The sequence below is a fragment of the Ensifer adhaerens genome (genome assembly GCF_002007205.1).
Classification (GTDB): Bacteria; Pseudomonadota; Alphaproteobacteria; order Rhizobiales; family Rhizobiaceae; genus Ensifer; species Ensifer adhaerens_D.
In genome coordinates this window covers 1,359,240-1,374,740 of sequence record NZ_LAZS01000005.1, presented here as the reverse complement: position 1 = coordinate 1,374,740, position 15,501 = coordinate 1,359,240, and the positions used below count along the sequence as shown (strand labels likewise).

17 protein-coding genes and 2 tRNA genes are annotated in these 15,501 nt (G+C 63.0%); 7 read left to right on the top strand and 12 right to left on the bottom strand.

The features are described 5' to 3' along the window. Nucleotide 1 precedes the first annotated feature (1 nt). From XB14_RS10400 to sugE, 3 genes are all read left to right on the top strand, one after another. Entirely contained in the window at nucleotides 2–1,399 is a 1,398-nt protein-coding gene (locus tag XB14_RS10400) for a DegQ family serine endoprotease (protein ID WP_077961495.1), read from the top strand. Continuing rightward, nucleotides 1,396–2,709: a replication-associated recombination protein A gene (locus XB14_RS10395; RefSeq protein ID WP_077961494.1), complete on the top strand. Its 1,314-nt coding sequence runs from the start codon at nucleotides 1,396–1,398 to the stop codon at nucleotides 2,707–2,709. The genes XB14_RS10400 and XB14_RS10395 overlap by 4 nt, the downstream gene beginning before the upstream one ends. A 253-nt stretch (nucleotides 2,710–2,962) precedes the next feature. After that, entirely contained in the window at nucleotides 2,963–3,277 is a 315-nt protein-coding gene (gene sugE, locus XB14_RS10390) for a quaternary ammonium compound efflux SMR transporter SugE (RefSeq protein ID WP_077961493.1), read from the top strand. 134 nt (nucleotides 3,278–3,411) lie between these two features. Here sugE and XB14_RS10385 read toward each other — a convergent pair whose 3' ends face one another. The 9 genes from XB14_RS10385 to XB14_RS10345 form a co-directional block, all read right to left on the bottom strand. Continuing rightward, nucleotides 3,412–4,197 (bottom strand): ATP12 family chaperone protein, encoded by a 786-nt coding sequence (locus XB14_RS10385; RefSeq protein ID WP_077961492.1) that lies wholly within the window; start codon nucleotides 4,195–4,197, stop codon nucleotides 3,412–3,414. Continuing rightward, on the bottom strand, nucleotides 4,190–4,855 hold the full coding sequence (locus XB14_RS10380) for an HAD-IA family hydrolase (RefSeq protein ID WP_077961491.1): 666 nt from the start codon (nucleotides 4,853–4,855) through the stop codon (nucleotides 4,190–4,192). The genes XB14_RS10385 and XB14_RS10380 overlap by 8 nt, the downstream gene beginning before the upstream one ends. Then, the gene (locus XB14_RS10375) at nucleotides 4,855–5,847 is read right to left on the bottom strand and encodes an RluA family pseudouridine synthase (RefSeq protein ID WP_077961490.1); all 993 of its coding nucleotides are present in this window, start codon (nucleotides 5,845–5,847) and stop codon (nucleotides 4,855–4,857) included. Before XB14_RS10375 ends, XB14_RS10380 begins: the two co-directional genes overlap by 1 nt. Before the next feature lie 212 nt (nucleotides 5,848–6,059). After that, nucleotides 6,060–6,437, bottom strand: coding sequence for a fluoride efflux transporter CrcB (crcB, locus tag XB14_RS10370; RefSeq protein ID WP_077961489.1), 378 nt, complete (start codon nucleotides 6,435–6,437; stop codon nucleotides 6,060–6,062). Nucleotides 6,438–6,511: 74 nt separating this feature from the next. Further along, complete coding sequence (gene fghA / locus XB14_RS10365; RefSeq protein WP_077961488.1) at nucleotides 6,512–7,345, bottom strand: S-formylglutathione hydrolase; 834 nt, start codon at nucleotides 7,343–7,345, stop codon at nucleotides 6,512–6,514. A 24-nt stretch (nucleotides 7,346–7,369) separates the two neighbouring features. Beyond that, nucleotides 7,370–8,017 carry a DUF1345 domain-containing protein gene (locus XB14_RS10360; protein ID WP_077961487.1) on the bottom strand — a complete coding sequence of 216 codons (648 nt, stop codon included), beginning with the start codon at nucleotides 8,015–8,017 and terminating at the stop codon, nucleotides 7,370–7,372. A 48-nt stretch (nucleotides 8,018–8,065) separates the two neighbouring features. Further along, complete coding sequence (locus XB14_RS10355; RefSeq protein WP_077961486.1) at nucleotides 8,066–8,506, bottom strand: YaiI/YqxD family protein; 441 nt, start codon at nucleotides 8,504–8,506, stop codon at nucleotides 8,066–8,068. Between the two features lie 135 nt (nucleotides 8,507–8,641). Next, nucleotides 8,642–9,769, bottom strand: a complete 1,128-nt coding sequence (locus XB14_RS10350) for an S-(hydroxymethyl)glutathione dehydrogenase/class III alcohol dehydrogenase (RefSeq protein WP_077961485.1) — start codon at nucleotides 9,767–9,769, stop codon at nucleotides 8,642–8,644. Nucleotides 9,770–9,838: 69 nt separating this feature from the next. Beyond that, nucleotides 9,839–10,237, bottom strand: a complete 399-nt coding sequence (locus XB14_RS10345; RefSeq protein WP_077961484.1) for a helix-turn-helix domain-containing protein — start codon at nucleotides 10,235–10,237, stop codon at nucleotides 9,839–9,841. Nucleotides 10,238–10,483: 246 nt separating this feature from the next. On the opposite strand from XB14_RS10345, the gene XB14_RS10340 reads away from it, so the two are divergent. After that, nucleotides 10,484–11,422 (top strand): DMT family transporter, encoded by a 939-nt coding sequence (locus tag XB14_RS10340; RefSeq protein WP_234804019.1) that lies wholly within the window; start codon nucleotides 10,484–10,486, stop codon nucleotides 11,420–11,422. A gap of 6 nt (nucleotides 11,423–11,428) precedes the next feature. Here XB14_RS10340 and lipB read toward each other — a convergent pair whose 3' ends face one another. After that, a complete protein-coding gene (gene lipB / locus XB14_RS10335; RefSeq protein ID WP_077961483.1) occupies nucleotides 11,429–12,148 on the bottom strand; it encodes a lipoyl(octanoyl) transferase LipB in 720 nt (239 codons plus the stop codon). Nucleotides 12,149–12,341: 193 nt separating this feature from the next. Here lipB and XB14_RS10330 point away from each other — a divergent pair. The 3 genes from XB14_RS10330 (at nucleotide 12,342) to XB14_RS10320 (ending at nucleotide 14,395) form a co-directional block, all read left to right on the top strand. Further along, nucleotides 12,342–12,426 (top strand) — tRNA-Leu (locus tag XB14_RS10330). A 384-nt stretch (nucleotides 12,427–12,810) separates the two neighbouring features. Further along, nucleotides 12,811–12,895 (top strand) — tRNA-Leu (locus tag XB14_RS10325). A 297-nt stretch (nucleotides 12,896–13,192) separates the two neighbouring features. Continuing rightward, nucleotides 13,193–14,395, top strand: a complete 1,203-nt coding sequence (locus XB14_RS10320; protein ID WP_143348363.1) for a serine hydrolase domain-containing protein — start codon at nucleotides 13,193–13,195, stop codon at nucleotides 14,393–14,395. 53 nt (nucleotides 14,396–14,448) lie between these two features. Here XB14_RS10320 and XB14_RS10315 read toward each other — a convergent pair whose 3' ends face one another. Together XB14_RS10315 and XB14_RS10310 are read right to left on the bottom strand one after the other, a co-directional pair. After that, entirely contained in the window at nucleotides 14,449–14,718 is a 270-nt protein-coding gene (locus tag XB14_RS10315; RefSeq protein ID WP_077961481.1) for a hypothetical protein, read from the bottom strand. Between the two features lie 52 nt (nucleotides 14,719–14,770). Beyond that, on the bottom strand, nucleotides 14,771–15,280 hold the full coding sequence (locus XB14_RS10310) for a peptide deformylase (protein ID WP_077961480.1): 510 nt from the start codon (nucleotides 15,278–15,280) through the stop codon (nucleotides 14,771–14,773). Nucleotides 15,281–15,501 lie beyond the last annotated feature (221 nt).

The following is a 15,501-nucleotide window of genomic DNA, read 5'->3' as shown; positions in this document are numbered from 1 at the left end:
CATGATCGTTGGTCGAAGAGCGCTTGTTTCGCTCGTCATCGCTGTTTCTCTCGCCTGTCCGGCATTGGCCCAGGAGGCCAAGACGGTTCCGCAGTCGCGTACCGAAATGCAGCTTTCCTTTTCGCCGCTCGTCAAGCAGACGGCAAATGCCGTCGTCAACGTTTATGCGGAACGGGTCGTCGAGCGCCGCTCGATCTTCTCCGGCGATCCCTTCTTCGAGGAGTTCTTCGGCCAGCGCATGCCGAACCGCTCGGAGAAGCAGTCCTCGCTCGGTTCCGGCGTGATCGTCGGCAAGAACGGCATCGTGGTGACCAACAACCACGTCATCGAGGGCGCAGACGACATCAAGGTGGCGCTGGCGGACGGCCGCGAGTTTCCCTGCAAGATCGTGCTTAAAGACGACCGGCTTGATCTCGCGGTCTTGAAGATCCAGTCGGACGGTCCCTTCGACATCGTGCCGCTCGGTGATTCCGATGCCGTCGAGGTCGGCGATCTCGTGCTGGCGATCGGCAACCCCTTCGGCGTCGGCCAGACGGTGACCAGCGGCATCGTGTCGGCGCTCGCACGCAACCAGGTCTCGTCGGGCGATTTCGGCTTCTTCATCCAGACGGATGCGGCGATCAACCCGGGTAATTCCGGCGGCGGCCTCATCGACATGAACGGTCAGCTCATCGGTATCAACACCGCGATCTTCTCCAAGGGCGGCGGCTCGAACGGCGTCGGCTTTGCCATTCCCGCCAATCTGGTGAAGGTCTTCGTTGCGTCGGCCGAGGGTGGCAACGGCGCCTTCGTGCGTCCCTTCATCGGCGCCAGCTTTGAGCCGGTCACTTCGGAAGTGGCCGAGGCCCTCGGCCTCAACCGCGCCCGCGGTGCGCTGGTGACGGCCGTCGTGGCGGGTGGACCGGCCGAACAGGCCGGCATCAAGCCCGGCCAGGTGATCACCGCCGTCAACGGCATCGAGGTCGAACATCCCGATGCGCTCGGCTACCGCCTGACGACGGTGGGCATCGGCCATGAGGCGCGGGTGACGGTATCGGAAAACGGCAAGCCGCGTGAGGTGGCGCTGAAGCTCGACCGGGCGCCGGAGACCTCGCCGCGCGACGAACGGCTGATCGAGGGGCGCAACCCCTTTGCCGGTGCGGTCGTCGCCAATCTGTCGCCGCGTCTTGCCGACGAACTGCGCATGTCGACCTCGCTGCAGGGCGTCGTCGTCATGCAGGTCAACCGGGGCTCGCCGGCCGCCCGCATCGGTCTCGAGCCGAAGGATATTGTCCGCTCGGTCAACGGCACGTCGATCGACACCTCGAAGACGCTGGAAGAGGTGATGGCCGACGAAGCTTCCTTCTGGCGCGTCGAGATCGAGCGCGACGGCCAGCTCATTCGTCAGTTCTTCCGATGAGCGATCTGTTCACCGCCCACGAACCACCGGAAATGACCTCGGCAAGGCCGCTTGCCGACCGGCTTCGCCCGCGCACGCTTGCCGAAGTCACCGGTCAGGATCACCTGACCGGTGAGGACGGCGTGCTGTCGCGCATGATTGCTTCGGGTTCGCTCGGATCGATGATCTTCTGGGGGCCGCCCGGAACCGGCAAGACGACCGTGGCGCGGCTGCTTTCGGGGGAGGCGGGTCTCGCCTTCGAGCAGATCTCGGCGATCTTCTCCGGCGTCGCCGACCTGAAGAAAGTGTTTGAGGCAGCCAGAGCGCGGCGCATGTCCGGCCGCCAGACGCTGCTTTTCGTCGACGAGATCCACCGCTTCAATCGCGCCCAGCAGGACAGCTTCCTGCCTGTCATGGAGGACGGCACGGTCATCCTCGTCGGCGCGACGACGGAAAACCCGTCCTTCGAACTCAACGCCGCTCTTCTGTCCCGAGCCCGCGTGCTGACCTTCAAGCCGCATGGCGAGGACAGCATCGAGGAACTGCTGTCGCGCGCTGAGGAGGCCGAGGGCAAGAAACTGCCGCTCGATGCGGATGCACGCGCCAGTCTCATCCGCATGGCCGATGGCGACGGCCGGGCGGCGCTGACGCTTGCCGAGGAAGTCTGGCGTGCCGCGCGCCGCGACGAGATCTTCGATGCGGCGGCCCTGCAGAACATCGTCCAGCGCCGGGCGCCGGTCTACGACAAGGGCCAGGACGGCCACTACAATCTGATCTCCGCGCTGCACAAGTCGGTGCGCGGTTCCGACCCGGATGCCGCACTCTATTATCTCTGCCGCATGTTCGATGCCGGTGAGGACCCGCTCTATCTCGGGCGACGCCTGGTGCGCATGGCGGTCGAGGACATCGGCCTTGCCGACCCGCAGGCCCTGGTGGTCTGCAACGCCGCCAAGGATGCCTATGATTATCTCGGCTCGCCCGAGGGCGAACTGGCGCTCGCCGAGGCCTGTGTCTATCTCGCGACCGCACCGAAATCGAACGGCGTCTACACCGCCTACAAGGCGGCGATGCGGGCGGCGAAAGAAAACGGTTCGCTGCTGCCGCCCAAGCATATCCTCAACGCGCCGACAAAGTTGATGAAGGGCGAAGGCTACGGCGACGGCTACCGCTACGACCATGACGAACCCGACGCCTTTTCCGGCCAGGACTATTTCCCGGAGAAGATGGGCCGGAAGACCTTCTACGATCCGCCAGAGCGCGGGTTCGAGCGCGAGATCCGCAAGCGGCTGGAATGGTGGGCGAAGCTCCGCCGGGAGCGCAACGCACCTTAGAGCCGGTGCGGGGAAGCAACCGGCATCTCTCCACAGGGGCGAGCGCGCCTTTCGGAACTCGGTTTTTCACGGTTTTAAGGAAAGCGTGAAATGGTTTAGCTTTGCCACCGACGCAAGGCTGATCTGCCCGTGGCTGGCTTGCTGCCGAAACCGGAGTGTGAGATAGAACCCCCATTGCAGACGGCTGCACGGTTCGCAAAGTCGATACCGAACAACCGCGGGGACGGCCTCGCTCCAAACCTAGGAGTTTGACATGGCCTGGTTCCTTCTTCTGCTCGCCGGCATCCTCGAAATCGGCTGGGCAATCGGTCTCAAGTATACGGAAGGCTTCACGCGCGTGACGCCGACGATCCTGACCGTCGGATCGATGATCCTCAGCATCGCTTTGCTCGGTCTCGCCGTGCGCACCCTGCCGCTCGGTACGGCCTACGCGGTGTGGACCGGCATCGGCACGGTGGGCACGGTGATCCTCGGCATCTTCCTGTTTGCCGAACCGGCAACTTTCGTCCGCCTCGGCTGCATCGCCCTGATCGTCAGCGGCATTGCCGGTCTGAAGTTGGCTGCGTAACGTAGCGGCTATTGGCTTCCGTTACGTTAGCGCGAACAGAGCCGCTCTGACGCCGACATATTGAACCAAAAAGAAAGCGGGCTGCGCGTCGGAAGACACGCAGCCCGCTTCGCATTCCGTGGTATCCGGTGTCGTCAGCGCAGGGCGTCAAGAACTGTGGCGACCGCCTGCATTTCCTGCCAACGGTTTTCGCGCCGGCGGAAGGCTTCCTCGTCGGTCCCCCAGTGCTCGATCTGCCAGTCCTCGTCGACATGTGCGGCGGTCCAGGCTTCTTCGGCGGTGAGCCGGCCGGAGGCGAAGGCAAGCGCCAGCAACGCAGAGCCCGTCAGGCTCGTCACCGTGTGGATGCAGGTGAGGCCAAGCGGGGTTGCGAAGGCGCGTAAGCCTTCGGCATAGGCCGAAAGCGCTTCCTCGGGCTGCTCCTGGTGGATCACGCCTTCGGCGAGAATGAAGCGGGCGCCGAGCGCCTGTTGCGCCCAGTCGAGCACCGGGTTCCAGATCTCGTTCTGGCGCGCGACCAGGCCTTCGGGGCTGTCGGCGCGATAGCAGAGCATGTCGGTTCCGGAAAAGCGCAGGATATCGTCGAAGACCGAACGCTGATCCTTCGCGACGCCGTCGAGCGCCGTGTTGACGATGCGGGTGATCGGCATCTTGCCGGGATCGATGACCTCGGACTGCGCCTCCCATTCGGCGGCGAGCATGTCGGCGAGCTTGCGGGTCGGCACGGCAAGCGGCTGCTTGGCCGGTGTGCGCACGGTGCGGCCGTCGAGCAGCACCGCATGCGTGTCCCCTTCGGCCGCGGCCACGCTGACCTCCTTGTAGAAGCGCTTCGGCAGCGGCTTCAGCATCTGGATCTGTGCGCGGCGGACCGGATCCTCGTGGCTCATCGCACCGCTGAGTTCGTCGCGAATATCAGGCATGATTGTGTTCCATCCATTCAATGATGTCGGCCGGCGTCTTGGCAACGAAATCCGCGCCGGCCTCGATGAGATCAGGCACCGACGCGTAGCCCCAGGCAACGCCGATGGCGGATGCTCCAGCGGCCTTGGCCATCTGCATGTCGTAGATCGCGTCGCCGATGACGACCGTATCCTTCGCATCGATGCCGGCTTCAAAGCAGCATTCCGTCACCATGGCCGGATGCGGCTTGGAGGGGCAGTCGTCGGCGGTGCGCGAAACGAAGAAGATCCGATCGAAACCATGCGTCTCGGAAATGTGCGTCAGGCCGCGCCGCGACTTGCCCGTCACGGCGCCGATCAGCAGCGCATCGCGCGACGAGAGTGTCTGCATCATGTCGGCGATGCCCGGAAACAGAAGCTCCTGGAAGCCCGCCTCGCTGCGCACGCCCGCGAAGATCGCCTTGTAGTGCGCCGTCATCGCCAGTGCCAGGTCGTCGACATGCTCGCGGCCGAGCAATCGGGCAATGGCGATATCGAGCGTCAGGCCGATGATGCCCTTGGTTGCGGAAAGTTCGGGCCGGTCAAGGTCGAAGGCCTCGAAGGTCCGTGCCATAACTTCATGAATGAGACCGCCGCTGTCGACCAGTGTGCCATCGCAATCGAATAGCGCCAGTTTCATCAGTCGTCCTCGCCAGGCTCGTTCTCTTCGAAACCGAGCAGGTTCCAGCTCTGCACCATGTGCGGTGGCAGGGGTGCCGTCACCTGCAGACGACCACCATCAGGATGCGGAATATCGATATGGCGCGCGTGCAGATGCAGACGGTTCTGCATGCCACCGGGCAGGCTCCAGTTGATATCGGCGTCGAAATACTTGGGGTCGCCGAGGATCGGGTGTCCGATGTGCAGGGCATGTACGCGCAGCTGATGGGTGCGTCCTGTATAGGGCTCCATCTCCAGCCAGGCGAGGTTTTGTGCGGCCTGTTCGCGGATGCGGTAGTAGGAGATGGCGTGGTCGGCACCGTCTTCGCCATGTTTGGCGATGCGCATGCGGTCGCCGTCGGGCGTCTGTTCCTTGACGAGCCAGGTCGAGATGCGGTCTTCGCGCTTGCGCGGCACGCCCTTCACCAGCGCCCAATAGGTCTTCTTGGTGTCGCGCTCGCGGAAGGCGGCGGTCAGCTTCTGCGCGGCGCCACGTGTGCGGGCGATGACGAGTACACCCGACGTGTCACGGTCCAGGCGGTGCACCAGGCGGGGCTTTTCACCACGCTGGTTGGTCCAGGCCTCGAGCATCTTGTCAATGTGACGGTTGACGCCGGAGCCGCCCTGCACGGCAAGACCGGCCGGTTTGTTGAGCACGATGACCTTTGCGTCCTCATGCAACACCATGCGCGAAAGCAATTCGCCATCGGGCGAATGCCTGAGGTCGCGGCCGGCGATCGGGCCCGACTTCGTCTCCTTCGCATCGACGCCAAGGGGAGGGATGCGGATCGTCTGGCCGGGCTGCAGACGCGTGTCGGATTTGACGCGGCCGCCATCGACACGGATCTGGCCGGAGCGCAGCAGTTTCTGCAGCGGACCGAAGCCCAGCCCCGGAAAATGCACCTTGAACCAACGGTCGAGGCGCATGCCCGCCTCGTCGCCTTCTACTTGCCTGTGTTCTATACCTGCCATTTGCGCGAACCTGCCTTCTGTTTCCGCAGCGTCGCGCGTCAGTCCGAAGCTCTTGCGTTGGGATGGTCGCAAGAAGATCGCCTCGGGCGCGCAAGGGCTGCCGCAATCCTTTGATCGCTGCACGCGACGCCCTTGAAGCACGGATGGTTGAAGGGCAATGCAGCAATGCGCCGCGTTTCCCTCGGGATGCGCAGCGCCATTAGCTGCAGCCTTTAGACTATTGCGCGCATCAGAGCCAGCCCGCTGAAGACCGCGAGGATCGAAAGCGCGACGCTGGCAATGACATAGACGGCGGAAAGCATGATGTCGCCGCGCTCAAACAGCGTAATCGCGTCCAGAGAGAAGGCGGAAAAGGTGGTGTAACCGCCGAGAATGCCGGTGATGAGGAAGACACGCATGTCCGGCGAGGCGCCGAACTTGCGCATGATCAGTTCCGCCAGCACCCCGATCAGGAACGAGCCTGTTATGTTGACCCCGAGCGTGCCCCAGGGGAAGCCGGAGCCGAAGCGGTGAACCGCCCAGAGACCGACAAGGTAACGCAGCATCGAGCCGATCGCGCCGCCGGCGCCGACGAGGAGAAGGTGGGTCATCAGTCGCTCCGGGTCGAAATGGGCGGCGCAATTCCGCGAAAGCGGGTTCCGTCCGGAATTGCGCCCTCCAGAGATTAGATCAGCCGCTCGGCGTGCCACCGCAGATGATCGTCCATGAAAGTCGAAATGAAATAGTAGGAGTGATCGTAGCGCTCGTGCATGCGCAGCGTCAGATCGATGCCGGTGCCCTTGACCGCATCCTCGAAGAGCCAGGGGCGCAGGCCGTTTTCAAGGAAGCTGTCCGCCTTGCCCTGGTCGATCAGGAACTCGGGGAAGCGTGCGCCGTTCTTGACGAGCGCACAGGCATCATATTGGCGCCAGGCGGCGCGGTCGGCTCCCAGATATTTCTCGAAGGCACCGATCGACCAGTCGGCGGTCGAGGGCTCGACGATCGGCGCGAAAGCCGAGCAGCTCTTGAACCGGTCCGGGTTCTTCAGCGCGATGGTCATGGCGCCGTGACCGCCCATCGAATGGCCGAAGATGCCCTGCCGGCTCATGTCCATACGGAAGTGCTGGCTGGCGAAGGCGGGCAGCTCCTCGGTGATGTAGCTGTACATCTGATAGTGCTCGGCCCAGGGCGTTTCGGTGGCGTCGAGATAAAAGCCGGCACCCTTGCCCATCTGCCAGTTCGTCAGTTCGTCCGGAACATCAGTGCCGCGTGGGCTCGTATCCGGGCAGACGACGATCAGGCCGAGCTCGGAGGCCATGCGGCGGTATTCGCCTTTCTCCATCACGTTGGCATGGGTGCAGGTGAGGCCGGACAGATACCACAGCACCGGCCGCGGCTCCGTGATCGCCTGCGGCGGCACGAAGACGGCAAAGGTCATCTCGCCCTTGCAGGCCTTGGACTCATGCGAAAAGACGCCCTGCATGCCGCCAAAGGCGGTGTTTTGCGAAAGGACTTTCATGGAATGCTCCTTGGGTAATGGTGCTCAGCCGGCAAGCTGCACGGCCGCATTGACCGCGGCGGCGACGAGCACGGTGTTGAAGAAGAACGAAACGATAGCGTGCATCAGGTTGATGCGCCGCATGGCCGTCGTGGTGATGGCCACATCCGAGGTTTGGGCCGTCATGCCGATGACGAAGGAAAAATAGAGAAAATCGTAGCCTCCAGGCTCCGGCGTGTCGGGAAAATCGAGGCCGCGCGCCGGCTCGGTTGCCGGATGATCCTGGTTCGGGATCCAATAGGCGTGGGCATAGTGCATGGCGGCCATCATGTGGATCGTCGCCCAGCCGAGTACGACGGAGGCAAAGGCGAGGCTGAGCGCCAGCGCCGAACCGGTCTTCTCACCGTTGAGGGCGAAGAACAGGGATACGAGCGAACTCGCGGCTGCCCCGAACGTCACAAGCAGGATGACGACCTCGGGCTCGTCGGTGTTTCTTGCATGGGTCTTCAGGTGCCGACCGGTCATCATGCGCAATCGCCGCCAGCACATGACAAGATAGACACAGAAGAAGGTGATCGCAGCGCCTTCCAGTGCGAAGCGCCGCGCGAAGAACCAGAGAACCGGCACGCTTGCGAGTGCGCACAGAATGGCGGTGTAGAAGGGCCAGTGTCTGAGCTTCGTCGTCGCCGTCATTCTAGCGCCCTTGCAGTTGTGGGCTCCACGAACGCGCCCGTTGCATGGTCATTTTTTCGACTGCCGCGCGAGTCGGTCAAGCGTTTCGAGGAAGGTGGAACGATCGCGTTGCGTAAAGGCTGCGTTGTAGCCCTTGCTTTCGCCGGTCTCGCGCAGGTGCTGTCCGAGATCGCGCATGGCCGAAGCCATGCCGATGTTGCCCTTGTCAAAGATGCGGCCCGAGGGGCCGGTGACGAGCGCGCCGGCGGCAACGCAGCGAACGGCGAGCGGCACATCGGCGGTAATGACGATATCGCCCTCATGGGCCCGTTCCGCGATCCAGTTGTCGGCCGCGTCGAAGCCTGCCGAGACGATGACATTGTGCACCATCGGATCACGCGAAGGGCGTAGGCCCGAATTGGCGACGAAAGTCACCTCGATCCCGTGACGCTCGGCCACCTTCAGGATCTCCGCCTTCACGGGGCAGGCATCTGCATCGACATAGATCATCTTGAATCAACTTCTTAACGGGACTGAAAAGGCGCCGGAAAATCAATCGACTCCGGCGCCTTTCTGAATCGGATCATGAGCAACTCCAGGAAAAGTGTGAAGCGGTTTTCCGTCCGGAGTTGCGTCATTTCCAGCTTAGTAAAGAACCACGCTGCGGATGCTTTCGCCCGAATGCATCAGTTCGAAGCCCTTGTTGATGTCTTCGAGCGGCATCGTGTGTGTGATCATCGGATCGATCTCGATCTTGCCCTCCATGTACCAGTCGACGATCTTCGGCACGTCGGTGCGCCCGCGCGCGCCGCCGAAGGCCGTGCCCATCCAGCTGCGGCCGGTGACCAGCTGGAACGGCCGCGTGGAGATTTCCTGGCCGGCGCCGGCAACGCCGATGACGACCGACTTGCCCCAGCCGCGATGCGAGGCTTCGAGTGCCTGGCGCATCACCTTGGTGTTGCCGGTGCAGTCGAAGGTGTAGTCGGCGCCGCCGATCTGGTCGGCGCCGCGCTTCGTCATGTTGACGAGGTAGGGCACGATGTCGTCGCCGACTTCCTTCGGGTTGACGAAGTGGGTCATGCCGAAGCGCTCGCCCCAGGCCTTCTTGTCGTTGTTGAGGTCGACGCCGATGATCATGTCGGCGCCGGCAAGACGCAGGCCCTGGATGACGTTGAGGCCGATGCCGCCGAGACCGAAGACGATCGCGGTCGCGCCCATCTCCACCTGCGCGGTGTTGATGACGGCGCCGATGCCGGTCGTCACACCGCAGCCGATGTAGCAGATCTTGTCGAAGGGGGCGTCCGGGTTGACCTTGGCAACGGCGATCTCGGGCAGAACCGTGTAATTGGCGAAGGTCGAGCAGCCCATGTAGTGGTGGATCTTGTCCTTGCCGATCGAGAAGCGCGAGGTGCCGTCGGGCATCAGGCCTTGCCCTTGCGTCGAGCGGATCGCGGTGCACAGGTTGGTCTTGCGCGACAGACACGACGGGCAGGAGCGGCACTCGGGCGTGTAGAGCGGAATGACATGGTCGCCCTTCTTCACCGAGGTGACACCCGGGCCGACGTCGACGACGATGCCGGCACCCTCATGGCCGAGGATCGCCGGGAACAGGCCTTCCGGGTCGGCGCCCGAGAGCGTGAAGTCGTCGGTGTGGCAGATCCCGGTGGCCTTGACCTCAATCAGCACTTCGCCGGCCCGGGGGCCTTCGAGTTGAACCGTCATGACCTCGAGCGGCTTGCCTGCCTGAACGGCAACGGCGGCGCGTACATCCATCTATTTTCTCCTTGGACTGAAATGACTTCGGGCCGCCAGGACGGCGGCCCTAAGTGGAATCGCAATAGGTTATCGAATGTTCTGTTGAACGCGATTGAGTTCCATCTCAAGTGCGGCGATGGCCTTGCCGGTCTGTTCGTGCAGCTTCTTGACGAGAGCGAGCTGCTCGCGCAGGCCGTCCTTCTCGTCGTCGATTGCGTCGGCATCCGGCGCGCGGCCAAGCCCGGCGATCAGCCAGGCCGGGGTCACGCCGAGAACGCCCGCGAGCATGAACAGCCGGTTCGTCCGGGGTTCCGCCCGGTCCCGTTCCCAGGCCGCGATCGTTTCTACGCGCACGCCGAGCTGGTCGGCCAGTTCCTTGGTGCTGAGATTGGCGGCGTCGCGCGCCCTCCAGATGCGTCCTCCCAGCGTATCACCGTCGCTGGTGTCGCGCAGGCGGGCAATCATCGTTTCGGTGGACAAGCGCATGGATATCTCCTTTGCCACGGTCACGTTCAAAGGTACCGGACCTCGGAGGCTGAACGCCGATTTTGAGGTCCGGGGCGGAAGATTGTCCTGAGCTTATAGGCATTTGGGCGGCGAGGGACCACCCCGAAGCGCCAAAAACACCGTCAATTGCGGCTAGGGCGCGGATAGTTCCTTGCTCGTCGCATCTTCAACCGTTGAAAACCAGGGCATAGGCTCTAATGTGCGGCGGCCAGAGGAGCTTGCCCCATGACAGACGCCCGAACCGCGACCGCCGAACACACAGACACGGTGATGCAGGGCGTCGCCATCATGCTCTTCGCCATGGTCATTCTGCCCGGCATGGACGTGATCGCGAAATATATGGCCGTCTATGAGGGCATGTCGCCCGGCCAGGTGACCTTCTACCGCTTTTTCTTCCAGTTGGTGGCGACGTTGCCGATGCTGCTTGGCGCCGGCGGCCTGCGGGCGCTGAGGCCGAAGCGCCCTTGGGCAAACCTGCTGCGCGGCGTGCTGCTCGCAACCGCCGCGCTGTTCTTCTTCATTTCCGTGAAGTACATGCCGCTTGCCGACACCTTCGCCATCTATTTCGTCGAGCCCTTCATCCTCACCTGCCTCTCGGCCGTCTTTCTGAAGGAGAGGGTGGGCTGGCGGCGCTGGCTCGCCATTGTCGTCGGTTTCGGTGGAGCGATGATCGTCATCCAGCCGAGCTTTGCCGCTTTCGGCCTGACCGCGCTGTTGCCGGTTGCCTGCGCCTTCGTCTTTGCCTGCTACCTGCTCCTCAACCGCGCTGTCGGTACCGGCGACTCGCCGCTGACGATGCAGACAATTGCCGGCATCGGCGGCACATTGACGATGGCGCTGGTGATCCTGATCGGCAACGGCATGGGCAGCGCCGATTTCGTGCCGTCGCTGCCGAAGTCGCCGCTTGGCTGGATGCTCGTGATCGTGCTTGGCGCGCTGTCCGGCTACGGCCATCTGCTGGTGGTCAAGGCGTTCCGGGCGGCACCCGTCTCGCTGCTCGCACCGTTTCATTATTTCGAGATCGTCACGGCGACGGCGCTCGGTTATCTCATCTTCGGAGACTTTCCGTCGCTCTCCAAATGGCTTGGTATCGCCATCATCGTTGGCTCGGGCCTCTTCATCATCTGGCGTGAGCGGCAGGCTGGACGTCGAACGGCAAGTTGAACGGGCTTACGACGCGTCGTTCCGCGTCGGACCGAACACGCTCTCGAAGGCCTCGCGCAAGCGGATATCCACGTCCGGCATCATCACGGGCAGGCCGAGATCGACGAGGCTGGTGACGCCATAACCGCGAATGCCGCAGGGCACGATGCCGCCGAAATGGTCGAGATCCGGGTCGACGTTGAGCGCAAAGCCATGGAAACTCACCCATTTGCGCAGGCGGATGCCGATCGCGGCGATCTTGTCTTCCGACATGGAGCCGTCGGGCAGGGCAGGCTTTTCCGGGCGCCGCACCCAGACGCCGACGCGGTCCTCGCGGCGCTCGCCCCGAACGTTCATCGAATCGAGCGTCGAGATGACGACGCTTTCGAGCGCGGCGACGAAGGCGCGCACGTCCTGTTTGCGGCGCTTGAGATCAAGCATGACGTAGACGACGCGCTGGCCGGGGCCATGATAGGTGTATTCGCCGCCACGGCCGGTGGCAAAGACCGGAAAGCGATCGGGCATCACCAGATCAGCGGCATCGGCGCTGGTGCCGGCGGTATAAAGCGGCGGATGTTCGACCAGCCAGACGAGTTCGTCGGCGGTGCCGGCGGCGATCGCGGCGGCTTCCTGCTCCATCAGCTCGACGGCCTGTGGGTAGTCCACCAGTTCGGAGGCGATACGCCAGCGAACCGGAGGCGATTCCGGAGGGGCGAACATCTCCTGGCTCAGATTTTCACGCTGCATTCGTTCGGCATTCCTGTTTTTCAGAGCCTGTACATGGGATGGCGCGGAGCAAGAGTCCAGCGTTTCCGGGGGTTCCCGAACGGGCCGTTGAAATAGTTTCAGTTCCCGTCAAATTTCTCTCGTCATCCCCTTGTGCCCCCAATGGGCTTTTGCTACATGCAGCCCCGTCGACGCAAGTCGGCCCTACCACGATGCGGTCGTGGCGGAATTGGTAGACGCGCAGCGTTGAGGTCGCTGTGGGGCAACCCGTGGAAGTTCGAGTCTTCTCGACCGCACCAAAAAAACCCGGCTTCGGCCGGGTTTTTTGTTTTTAATCCTGATGTTAGCCAAGGCCGGCCTGCTGGTTGGAATGGCGTCGCATGCATCCCTTCCGCCTCCGGTTAACGCCGGGCATTGGAATAGGGCGAGATGGCGTTGTCCGGTGGCTCGCGCTCGGAGACATTGCCGACGATCCTGTTGCGGCGAGAGGAGGCCTTCCGATGACGCCGGTAGCTCGTTCTGCGGGTCAGGCAGGCGGCCGCCGAACTCGGCTTTTTCCCATTGCAATGCGACTGCCACTGACGTCCGTCACCATTGTTCGAATTGTCCACAGCCATCCCTTGTGCACGCAAGGGGCTTTTGCTACATGCAGCCGCGCCGACGCAAGTCGGCCCTACCACGATGCGGTCGTGGCGGAATTGGTAGACGCGCAGCGTTGAGGTCGCTGTGGGGCAACCCGTGGAAGTTCGAGTCTTCTCGACCGCACCAAATACCCGGCTTCGGCCGGGTTTTTTGTTTTAAATCACACGTTTATCTCAGTCGGTCTCTCCCCCTCGTACAGGGATCGTGACGCCATATGGCAGTCCCGGTCTTGCTCGTGCCGAGTTCAGATGGCCGGCACATCTCCCGTTCCACGAGGCCGGCGCAAAAATGTCCCAGGCCGCCTTTTGTGCTAAGATCTGGCCGCCGGTCCAGGTGAAGGCGGGTCGGAAACGACGCGCGTGCCGTGGCGAGGGTTCAGTGATTGCCTCCGCTGAGGAGCCGTTGCTTACGTGGGAGGTTCCTTTGCTTGGCGATCTCAAGACAGCTGCCGATGCAATCCTCAATGCCGTTGTCAGCGCCGCCGATGGCGTGCCGGGCGTCGTCGCGATCGCCACGGACGGACGCGGCAATATCTACGATGGGGCGGCCGGAAAGCGCGCTTTGGCTTCCTCGACGGATATGACCGTCGACAGCGTCTTTGCGATTTTCTCGATGACCAAGGCGATTACCGCGACGGCCTGCCTGCAATTGCTCGAGGAGGGCAGGCTCGACCTCGACGCTCCAGCCAGGCAGTACGCACCAGAGATCGGCAAGCTGCAGGTGATCGACGGCTTCGATGCCGCGGGGAACCCGAAGTTCCGCCCGCCCAGACGGGATATCACCACGCGTATGCTGCTCCTGCACACGGCCGGCCTTGGCTATGATTTTTTCAACGAGACCTATGCCAGGTTGGCCCGACAACATGGGCAGCCAAGCGTGATCACGGCGTCCCATGCCTCCATCCGGACGCCCTTGCTCTTCGATCCCGGCGACGACTGGGAATATGGGAGCAACATGGACTGGGCCGGGCAGGTCGTGGAGGGCATTACCGGCAAGCGGCTTGGAACCGTGATGGCGGAGCGAATATTCCAGCCGCTTGGCATGGAGGATACCGGCTTTGCAATGACCCCATCCATGGCCTCGCGGGTGGTCACTTTGCATCAAAGGGACGATGCCGGACGTTTGACGCCGCGGCCTGATTTCAGGCTGCCACAAGACCCAGAGGTCCAGATGGGCGGGCATGGTCTCTATTCGACGGCTGTGGACTACGCCAAGTTTATCCGCATGTGGCTCAATGCTGGAGTGTCGCCCGGCGGTCGCGTGCTGAAGGCCGAAACCGTCGAAATGGCGGAAAAGAACGGTCTTGGAGACAAGAAGATCAGTAGGCTTCCGGGGGTGATCCCAAGCCTTTCGCACGATGCCGAATTTTTCCCGGGCATGCCGAAGTCCTGGGGGCTCGGCTTCATGATCAACGATGCGGTGGCGCCGACAGGGCGAGCGGCCGGCGCGCTGGGCTGGGCGGGGCTCGCCAATCTCTATTTCTGGATAGACCGACAAAGTGGTATCGGCGGACTGTGGGCGACCCAGATATTCCCCTTCGCCGACCCCGCATCGATCGGGGGATACCTCGAATTCGAAACGGCAGTTTACGCTACGCTTCCCAAGCCACCGGCTGGATCTGCGTAGTTGCGCACGGGCGACCGAGGCCGCTGCGCCCGTACGCCATGCGCAGACGCTTGTCAGCTGTTGCCGGCCGGTCCGCTCTGGTCCATGCGGCGGCGGACGAGCTTGTAGGTGCGATCGGGCTGAACCTCGTAGGTTTCGTAGACCATCTGGCCCTCATACATGAATCGGTTCTGGACCATGGCGCCCGGTGCGGCCTGTGTCTTTCTGTTGGCTGCGTTCTCGCCATAGGTCAGGCTCTGGGGCAGGGGCTCCAGATTCTGCTGGGCGCTGTTGCAGCCGGCAAGCGCGAGGAGGCCGATGACGGCGAGATAGGTCGGTTTCATGGTTCGGTCCTTGGTGGCTTTGACTTGATGTTGTGGGCGTGGAGCCGCCGCGCTAGCTGCGCGCCTGTTCCCGTGTCAGCTTTTCGAACTTCTTGATGGCGCGATCGCGTTTCAGGCGCGAGAGCCGTTGTGTCCAGAAGATGCCGTCGAGCTGGTCGATCTCGTGCTGCAGGCAGATGGCCATGAAGCCGTCGGCTTCCTCCTCGACCGTCTCGCCGCCAAGCGTCTGGTAGCGGATGCGAACGGCGTTCGGGCGCTCGACCTCTTCCAGGATGCCCGGCATCGAGACGCTGCCTTCCGTATGCGTCGTCGTCTGGTCGCTGTGCCAGACGACTTCCGGATTGACGAAGGTCCTGGCGCCGCTGTCGCGATCGAGCTCAATCACCGTCACGCGCTCCAGGACGCCGATATGCGGCGCTGTGATGCCGACGCCGGGGGCGGCCCGCATCGTGTCGAGAAGGTCGGTCGCGAGCGCCTCAAGCGCCGGGTCGAAACGGGTGATCGTCTCCGCTTTCCTGGTCAGCAACAGATTAGGAAAGCGGATAATGGGGCGAATGGCCATCAGATCTTCCTTGGCGGCGCGAATGGGTGCTGCGCCTCCGTCATCTTGACTGAAGTGCTAGCCGATCGCGCGATCGATGTCGACTGTGTCGGGATGCAGCCGGTTTTTCATGTATTTGCAACAGCTTGAATAAATCTGTTGTTGCGGCGCGCCCGGTGGTATCTGTGCTGTGGACCTCAGCAGGGCTTTGCGCTAGCAGGCTGTAAAGCCCATCTTCCCGC